General features: G+C 40.1%; 4 protein-coding genes and 1 pseudogene. 1 reads left to right on the top strand and 4 read right to left on the bottom strand.

What is annotated here, in order from left to right:
* Positions 1 to 265 precede the first annotated feature (265 nt).
* The gene (locus GYRE_RS24665; RefSeq protein ID WP_146748680.1) at positions 266 to 571 is read right to left on the bottom strand and encodes a hypothetical protein; all 306 of its coding nucleotides are present in this window, start codon (positions 569 to 571) and stop codon (positions 266 to 268) included.
* 422 nt (positions 572 to 993) lie between these two features.
* On the opposite strand from GYRE_RS24665, the gene GYRE_RS24055 reads away from it, so the two are divergent.
* The gene (locus GYRE_RS24055; RefSeq protein ID WP_072009097.1) at positions 994 to 1,260 is read left to right on the top strand and encodes a YdgH/BhsA/McbA-like domain containing protein; all 267 of its coding nucleotides are present in this window, start codon (positions 994 to 996) and stop codon (positions 1,258 to 1,260) included.
* Positions 1,261 to 1,635: 375 nt separating this feature from the next.
* Here GYRE_RS24055 and tnaB read toward each other — a convergent pair whose 3' ends face one another.
* From tnaB to GYRE_RS24860, 3 genes and pseudogenes are all read right to left on the bottom strand, one after another.
* A complete protein-coding gene (gene tnaB / locus GYRE_RS21035; RefSeq protein ID WP_038258147.1) occupies positions 1,636 to 2,886 on the bottom strand; it encodes a low affinity tryptophan permease TnaB in 1,251 nt (416 codons plus the stop codon).
* Positions 2,887 to 2,989: 103 nt separating this feature from the next.
* A complete protein-coding gene (tnaA, locus tag GYRE_RS21030) occupies positions 2,990 to 4,405 on the bottom strand; it encodes a tryptophanase (RefSeq protein ID WP_038258145.1) in 1,416 nt (471 codons plus the stop codon).
* Positions 4,406 to 5,333: 928 nt separating this feature from the next.
* Positions 5,334 to 5,542 (bottom strand): annotated as a pseudogene (locus GYRE_RS24860) (diguanylate cyclase DgcJ); the annotation flags it as partial.

Below are 5,542 nucleotides of genomic sequence, written 5' to 3'. Positions count from 1 at the left end.
CTATAGGGCAGGATCGTCTACCGGGGCGGGGTCAGTCCAACTATAGGGCAGGATCGTCTACCGGGGCGGGGTCAGTCCACAGCTCTGTCGGGAGCAGACCGTCCCCGTGCAGATAATTTATTAATGTGATTTTTAAAAGTTAGGGGATTTACTTAAAAAGAGTGAGCGGATTCAGCAATTCTGTTTAACCAACAAAAAAAGTGGTAAACACAGTATAATATAAACTATGGGATATTAGTAAACGAGGAGATAACAAAAAGGATGTTCATCCAGAACGTCTGGGATAGTCAGCTGAATAGCATTTTTCAAAAATGGGAGATGGACTTTTTCTTGTAGATGTCACTGATTTGCTACGAATGTATGGCGTAGTAACATACTCTGTATTTATGTGGTCCCATAAAGAAAAAATACCACGCTCTCGTTTGTATGTATCAATATCGGAAATTATGACCGACTGAAGTGTTGTTAAACTGTCCATGCTGCTCTTGCCACTAATTGAAGCTGAATCCTCACTCATATTTTCATCACATCCGGAAACAATGCAAAAAATTACCAGCCACACTTTTTTCACTTCCCCCTCCTGTTACCAATTTGTAGTCAGCTTGCTTTGGTAGTGTATAACTTTACCAAGTTAGACAGAGGCGTTACGTATTGGTTCTCTCGCCATTCGTACATAATGTGATACAGATCATATTTATCTATGCAATTTGCATTTTAGGTTGTATTAAACGATTTAGGAACTATTGGTTCTGACATTTAATATTGGTGATTTTTTTCTCTGAGTTAAATGTAATACATAAATATATAGTGGTGGTGTTAATTTTAATTCATTATCTGAAATATGTATTACGATAAGCATCTCATCCTTTGTTCATATTGTGGGGTGTATTTCAATTCGTGTAATTGAATGTAAAGCATCAGGTGCTTTATTGTTTTAAACATACCATTCTGATTAACTATAATCTCATGTATTTATTTACTCTTTGAGGTTTTATGAAAGTTAAAAATCTTGGTGCAATGCTTCTTCTCGGTATGTCAATGTCAGCTATTTCAGCTACAGAGATACATAATAAATCAAGTGACCTAATTGAGACCGGTCATATATCTGTATCGGATGCATCGACTTCGGGTGATGCAATGTCTTTATTGAAGAGAAAAGCGGAGCGCGCAGGTGCTGATTATTTTATGGTGAGTCGCCTGACGATCCCGGGACACGGGAGTAAATGGAGTGCAAACGCCGCATTGTATAAACACAAGTAATCCCGGATATCTGATTACTATAAGGTTTATCTATTAATATATTATGCAATACCTCTGGCGCTTTTCTGGTAATGGTAGGCTTAAGTCGGCTTATCATTGCCAGTCCCAGTCAGTTCACGCTCTGATGCTCTCAGTAGCATCGATATGACCCAGGTATGATATACATTTTTGGTTGTAAAAGATGATGCTTTCATATTAACACTGGTGGTGTTTAAGGATTTTAATTCTTGTGTAATAATAAAATTAGGATATGCGATGAAGCCCGCATAAAGGCGGGCTTCATACTTTATTGGTTTAGTTAGAAAGTATAAGAGCTGTCAACGTGTATGGACACTATCATTATCTAGTGTAAAACATATCAGATTAATTAACTTATTATTTGAATCTCGGTAATATCTCTAGTGCATTAGCTAACCAACAAATGATGACAGCGATACCGAAGATAACCACAAATGCTGGAATGTATTTTCCTCCCCAGACAGTAAATTCCTTGTGTGGAAATTTTTCTCTGGACTTCAGGGCTAAAGCGGCAGGGATAATAACTGCCCAGATTGTAGCGCATAATCCAGCACCACCAATGCCATAGATGAAACCATTAGGTACAAATAAATACAGAATGCATGGAGGGATAAAAATCAGCAGCACTACTTTTCCTCGATTAAATAGTGAGCTGTCAATTTTAAGGAGATCCGACAGGTAATCAAACAAACCTAAAGTAACGCCAAAAAAGGAGCTAGCAACAGCCAGATTAGAAAACAGAATTAAGCATAATTTAAATGTTCCACCTTGACTGTTTGCTATGAATGATTTAACTAAGTGATTAATATTCCCCCCCGCTGAGATGATCTGACGAAATTCATCTCGGTGGATACTGCCCATGGTGCAGTACAACCACAGTAAATAGACAATAAGAGCAAGTAAAGAACCAAAGACAATACTCTTGATCAGTTGCTTGTTATTTTTACCATAGCTTATTATAAGGCTCGGGATATTCCCGTGAAATCCGAAGGAGGCGAGGCAAACTGGTAGTGCCATAAAAATATAGGGAAAATAACTTTCATCGTTCCCATTAGCGGAATGAGCATCCATTAACGTTGAGTAATCCACTCTGAGAAAAAAGGTACCGCAGATTACAATGAACGCAATGATATTAATACCAAGGAAAATAGAGGCTATTCTGGTCGCAGCCATAGAGCTCAGAAACAGAATAATACCAGCCAGAATAGCCGTTCCTACACCTACAATCTCCGGGGCGATACTATAGTCCCAGTTGATAAGAAGCGTCTCACTTATTATAGCGCCATTAGCTGATATATATGCATACGTAAGGATGTACAGTACAAATGCAATAGTGATCCCGCTAATAATGTTCCACCTTTCACCAATTAGATCTTTCGTAACGGTATTAAAACTGGAACCTACCGGATAGTTTAGCGTAGCTTCTAGTAACAACAACCCCGAATGCAGCATTGAAAACCAGGCTATAATAAGAATGCAAACTCCCCACAGGAACCATGAACCAGCCAGTTCGACGGGTAAAGCAAACATTCCTCCTCCCACAACAGTGGCAGCAATGACCATTACCCCCCAGAATGAGGAGTGTTTAGTTTTTGATGAAATTTTCATACCACCACCTTATTTACAGCAGTGCGACTGGTTTAAATACAGCGCATCTTAATACCTGCCTACTAAATGGCCACTACTGTGGCCATTTAGTAGATTTAAAGGGTTATACTTCTTTTAGCCTTGCGGTAAAGTGACGTAATACTTTTGGTTCATATGTAAAATCCAGTCCCTTAATATTGAGGATGTTTTCTTTCACGTGCTTAAACGCTTCAATAATAAAATCCATGTGAGTTTGAGTATAGGTCGCTCTGGGGATCGTTAACCGCAGTAGTTCAGCGGGGCATTGTAGCTGTTGCCCTGTTTTAGGGTCTCTGCCGAGTAGGAACGAACCGATTTCAACAGCTCTAATTCCAGCTACCTTATAGAGTTCGCATGCAAGAGATTGTGCTGGAAATTGTTCAGAGGGAATGTGCGACAACAACTTACCTGCATCAACAAATGCCGCATGGCCCCCGGCCATCTGGCATTTAACGCCGATATTTTCAAGCCCGTCCACGAGATACTGAATTTGTCCGGTACGATAGGCTAACCAGTCCTGACGCATTCCGTCATACAAACCAACGGCAAGACGTTCCATTGCACCGCCTTCCAGACCCCCATATGTGGGGAAACCCTCCTGGACCACGCATAGCGTTCGACATTCGTTATAAATATCGATAAAACTCTCATTTTTAATACACAGCAACCCTCCCATTGGCACCATAGCATCTTTTTTTGCCGACATTGCCAGCATATCAGCATACTTATAAGTTTCTCTCGTGATATCCAGGACAGTCCAGTCTTTATATTCAGACTCTCTTTGCTGAATGAAGTATGCATTTTCAGCAAAACGTGCGGAGTCCATTACTACCGGGATATCATATTTTTGTGCAATACTGTAAACCGCTCTGAGGTTGGCCAGAGATACGGGTTGGCCTCCCGAAGAGTTACAGGTGATCGTCGATACGATATAAGGAACATGCTGGGCACCAACTTCGAGTATTCCTTTTTCTAAAGCATCAAGATCAAAATTGCCTTTGAAATCGTCATAGTTCGCTGTATCAAAGGCAGCACGAGTATAAACATTTCTCACTGTACAACCATTTATTTGACTATGGCCTTGTGTCGTGTCGAAGAAATAGTTAGAGAAGACGACCATTTTAGACCGGTCCAGGCCCTTTTCCACTTCTCGCTTTTTAATGAGGATCGGAATGTAGATCTGTTCTGCGCCACGGCCCTGGTGGGTTGGGATTGTATACTCATAATTGAATATATCTTTTACTGCGTCGGCCAGAGCATAATAACTTCGGCTTCCACTATACGCTTCGTCTCCCCGCAGCATGGCTGCCTGCATGTTTTGAGTGACGGCACCGGTTCCGCTATCGGTGAGTAGATCGATAAAGACATCTTTACTATCAAGCAAAAACGGGTTCATCCCTGCTTTTTGAATAGCGTTTTCACGGTATTTCCTGGTTGTACGTTTTACCGGTTCGATGACTTTGATACGAAAAGGCTCTGGCAAATGTTTAAAATGTTCCATTATTTAATCCTTTATTTTCTTTAGAGTATGAGAAGCCAGTGATTCGTTATGAACGAATCATGGTTTAAAACGGGATGCATTAAATATTCGACTAGGACTTATGAGCATGCACGCTGTCCAGGCATTCTGCGCCACAAAGGAGTGAGACAGAAAATGAACCCGTGCTGTTCATGCATCTAAGACGAGGCTGAATAATTTATGGCATGACAGAGCTTGACCGACGTGTGTTAGTCTTGCTGTCGAATGAAAAGCAAAGAAGGGAGATTATGGATGGTGATTGGCAATCAGATTGTCAACATTAAACCAACGGTCGTCGGTATATGATTTCATAAAAATGCTCATAAGAATGAACTCCTGTTAGACTCAGTGCCACACTATTAAACACACGATTTTTGTCCATGTTATAATGAATGTTTTGTGATCCCGATCAATATTTGAAAGCAGAATAATAGAAGTAGGCTTATGTGTATAAAATATATTTAACATTTTCTAAAAAACAAGTTCGACTATTTAACTTTTAAGAAGGGGATAAGTGTTGAGGATGTTTTATCTGTTTTTGTATGTTTTTAGATGTTGTGTGTAAGTATAATATGAAAGACATCTTTTTTTGTAGAAAAAAGAAAAATTGTCTTAAGTTTTCCTTATCGTGCAACGTTCACGATGAGATTGGTTTGCTAAGAGCATTCATCCCTTACTGGTAGGTACAGGTAACAAAATTTCTGTTACCCCATCACCACATGATTTTACGAGCTCAAATAGGCTTGAGCTCCAGTCAGGTAAATCTGAGAGTAACATTTGTGAGGGATATACCGCAGTGTGTGGTTGCCATACCGGGTATAGTTTGTCCGCATTTTTTCCTTGGAAGTCCTATTTTCCCCGTGCTCTGGCGGGGATTTTTCCTTTTTATAGGTATAGCGGCGTTGACTTCCTATTTACGCTCTTCATATTTACTGCGCTTATGTTGATAGAGCAGTTCGTCGGCTCTCAGCATCGCCACTTCAAGCGTGTCTTGTGGTTGGAGTTGATATGCTCCCCAGGAGAATTTCACCAGATTCTCTTTGTCCAGGTTTTGCAAATTTTCATAAGTTCGAGTAATAACGTCACGTGACTTATTTAGGTTGTAATCAATAAGAATAA

The organism is Yokenella regensburgei ATCC 49455 (assembly GCF_000735455.1).
In the GTDB taxonomy this organism is placed as follows: domain Bacteria; phylum Pseudomonadota; class Gammaproteobacteria; order Enterobacterales; family Enterobacteriaceae; genus Yokenella; species Yokenella regensburgei.
Note: the sequence above shows the minus strand (reverse complement) of the source record. Positions and strands in the feature narration are given on the sequence as shown.

What these genes read in the sequence shown, in the direction of transcription:
- GYRE_RS24055 (WP_072009097.1), top strand. Translation starts at nt 994, where the DNA reads ATGAAAGTTAAAAATCTTGGTGCAATGCTTCTTCTCGGTATGTCAATG.
- tnaB (WP_038258147.1), bottom strand. Translation starts at nt 2,886, where the DNA reads ATGAAAATTTCATCAAAAACTAAACACTCCTCATTCTGGGGGGTAATG.
- tnaA (WP_038258145.1), bottom strand. Translation starts at nt 4,405, where the DNA reads ATGGAACATTTTAAACATTTGCCAGAGCCTTTTCGTATCAAAGTCATC.